Below are 2,893 nucleotides of genomic sequence, written 5' to 3'. Positions count from 1 at the left end.
GGCGAGCGAAGCGAGTCAATCCCCCCCTCACCGCCATATTCGAGATGAGAGCCTGTACGCAAGCGCGGGCTCTTTTCTTTTATATTCTCCCCGGGGGGAGCCCCCCAAGAAAAGCCAATCCCGAAGCTAATCCTCTTCCATTCGCTGATACTCTTCGCTGAGATAATCCACCAGCGCCCTGACAGAGGGCAGCAGCCCGCGCCGTGAGGCAAATACCGCATGGATCACTTCCCGCCGCGGCTGCCACTCATCCAGTACCACCTCTAACTCCCCTGACGCCAGCTGATCGCGCACCATTAACAAAGGAAGCTGCACCACCCCTACGCCGGCCATCGCCGCCTCGCGCAGCGCCAGCATATCGGTGGTCACCATTCGCGGCGTGAAATACACCTCCGCCCTTGCCCCCTCAGGCCCGGTAAGCTGCCATTTATGCTGATGCTTGTTCGCCCCCAGGCTGAGCCCAGGCCAGGCGCTCAGCTCAGACGGCGCCTGCGGACGTCCGAGCCGGGAAATCAGCTCCGGACTGGCCACCAGCCGGTGCCCTCGGTCCGCCAGCACACGCATCACCAAATCGCTGTCCTCGATAGGCCGGGGCCGGACGCGGATCGCCACATCAATGCCCTCCCCGACCACATCCACCCGGCGGTTGGTCGCCTCAAGATGCAAAGTGACCCCGGGATAGCGCGCCATAAATCGCGCCAGCATCGGTCCAATATGGACATGCAGCAAGGTGACCGGACAGGTGATCCTGACGCTGCCGCGCGGCTCGGCGCGCAGCGTGTCGACCGCCTGCTGCGCCGCCTCGGCCTCTATCAGCATCGCTTTGCAATGCTGGTAAAAGGTCTGCCCGACCTCGGTAACCGCGAACTGGCGAGTGGTTCGCTGAATCAAACGCACGCCCAGCCGCTCCTCGAGTTGCGCAATGCGGCGGCTGAGCTTGGATTTCGGCTGGTCAAGCGCTCGCCCTGCCGCGGCGAAACCGCCATGGTCCACGACCTGGACAAACCAGGCGAAGTCATTGAGATCCTGCATCCTTCCTCCATTGTTCCATTTTTGGAACAGTATAGGCCATTTTTGCTTACTACCGCACATGTCGTCCCGGATATAAGCTTATTCACATCAGATACCGATACACAGGAGAAAGCCATGAAACAGATTACAGGAGTCTACACCGCGCCCGCGCAGCATTGGGTAGGCGACGGCTTCCCGGTTCGTTCGATGTTTTCCTATCAGACGCACGGCCAGCAGCTGAGCCCCTTCTTACTGCTCGAGTATGCCGGGCCGTACACCTTCCCGGCGGGCAGCGATAAACGCGGCGTCGGTGAGCATCCGCATCGCGGATTCGAAACCGTCACCATCGTCTACGCCGGTGAGGTAGAACATCGTGACTCCACCGGCCGTGGCGGGGTAATTGGCCCAGGCGACGTGCAGTGGATGACGGCGGGCGCCGGGATCCTGCACGAAGAGTTCCACTCGGAGGCCTTCACCCGCAGCGGCGGCGAGCTGAAGATGATCCAGCTGTGGGTCAACCTGCCCGCCAAAGACAAAATGACGGCCCCCGGCTACCAGAGCATTACCGCCGGGACGATCCCCACCGTCGCGCTGACGAATGGCGCCGGACAGGTTCGGGTTATTGCCGGCCAGTATGACGACGTCAGCGGCCCGGCCCATACCTTCTCACCGCTTAACGTGTGGGATATGCAGCTGAATCAGGGGCGCGACCTCACGCTGCGCCAGCCGGAAGGCTGGAGTACCGCGCTGGTGGTACTGGAAGGGGAAGTGATCATCAACGGTTCCGAATCCGCCCGCGAAGGACAGCTCGCCGTCCTGAGCCAGGCAGGAGACGCACTGCATCTGGAGGCGACCGCCCAGGCAAAAGTTCTGCTGATGGCCGGCGAACCGCTGCAGGAGCCGATTGTGGGCTATGGCCCCTTTGTCATGAATAACAAAACGCAGATCGCAGAAGCCGTTCGCGATTTTAACAGCGGCCGCTTTGGCCAAATCTAACTGATTGAGGTGAATACTATGTCTACTCCCGCTAACTTTAACGGTGCTCGTCCGGTGATTGATGTTAACGATACCGCAATGCTGTTGATTGACCACCAGAGCGGTCTGTTCCAGACCGTCGGCGATATGCCAATGCCAGAGCTGCGCGCTCGCGCCGCCGCGCTGGCGAAGATGGCCTCGCTTGCCGGGATCCCGGTGATCACCACCGCCTCCGTGCCGCAGGGGCCGAATGGTCCGCTGATCCCGGAGATTCATGAGAACGCGCCGCATGCGCAATACATCGCCCGTAAAGGCGAGATCAACGCCTGGGATAACCCGGAATTCGTCGCCGCGGTGAAAGCGACCGGTCGTAAAACGCTGATTATCGCCGGGACCATCACCAGCGTCTGCATGGCCTTCCCGGCGATTGCCGCCGTCGCCGACGGTTATAAAGTGTTTGCCGTGATTGACGCTTCCGGCACCTACAGCAAAATGGCGCAGGAGATCACCCTGGCTCGCGTGGTACAGGCTGGCGTAGTGCCGATGGATACCGCCGCCGTCGCCTCTGAGCTGCAGCGCACCTGGAATCGCCCGGACGCGGCAGAATGGGCGGAGGTGTACACCAAAGTCTTCCCGGCCTACCAGCTGCTGATCGAAAGCTACAGCAAAGCGCAGGACGTGGTGAAGAATAACGAACAACTTGATTCCCAGCGCTAAAACACCCGCCCCACTGCGTCGCAGCGGGGCGTTGTTCATTGCGTGAGCGGTCGGTAAAGAAAGAAGAAAATATGCTTGACCGTTTTAACGCAACTCCCTATAGTAGCGCCCCGTTGCCCACCCAAGGTGAGCAGCAAGACAATATGGTGAGGTGTCCGAGTGGCTGAAGGAGCACGCCTGGAAAGTGTGT

3 protein-coding genes are annotated in these 2,893 nt (G+C 60.7%); 2 read left to right on the top strand and 1 reads right to left on the bottom strand.

What is annotated here, in order from left to right:
- Positions 1 to 126: 126 nt before the first annotated feature.
- Positions 127 to 1,032: a LysR family transcriptional regulator gene (locus ABLV76_RS08350; protein WP_004204523.1), complete on the bottom strand. Its 906-nt coding sequence runs from the start codon at positions 1,030 to 1,032 to the stop codon at positions 127 to 129.
- Positions 1,033 to 1,146: 114 nt separating this feature from the next.
- On the opposite strand from ABLV76_RS08350, the gene ABLV76_RS08345 reads away from it, so the two are divergent.
- Positions 1,147 to 2,007, top strand: coding sequence for a pirin family protein (locus ABLV76_RS08345; protein WP_348878277.1), 861 nt, complete (start codon positions 1,147 to 1,149; stop codon positions 2,005 to 2,007).
- An 18-nt stretch (positions 2,008 to 2,025) separates the two neighbouring features.
- The gene (locus ABLV76_RS08340; RefSeq protein WP_004204521.1) at positions 2,026 to 2,703 is read left to right on the top strand and encodes an isochorismatase family protein; all 678 of its coding nucleotides are present in this window, start codon (positions 2,026 to 2,028) and stop codon (positions 2,701 to 2,703) included.
- Positions 2,704 to 2,893: the final 190 nt, after the last annotated feature.

This window comes from Klebsiella sp. GB_Kp047, assembly GCF_040065235.1.
Taxonomy (GTDB): Bacteria; Pseudomonadota; Gammaproteobacteria; order Enterobacterales; family Enterobacteriaceae; genus Klebsiella; species Klebsiella quasipneumoniae.
The sequence above is the reverse complement of the archived record's forward strand: the minus strand, read 5'-3'. Positions and strand labels throughout refer to the sequence as shown.

Bases quoted from the DNA above. Each gene is read 5' to 3' on its own strand.
- ABLV76_RS08345 (WP_348878277.1), top strand. From the start codon at position 1,147: ATGAAACAGATTACAGGAGTCTACACCGCGCCCGCGCAGCATTGGGTA.
- ABLV76_RS08350 (WP_004204523.1), bottom strand. From the start codon at position 1,032: ATGCAGGATCTCAATGACTTCGCCTGGTTTGTCCAGGTCGTGGACCAT.
- ABLV76_RS08340 (WP_004204521.1), top strand. From the start codon at position 2,026: ATGTCTACTCCCGCTAACTTTAACGGTGCTCGTCCGGTGATTGATGTT.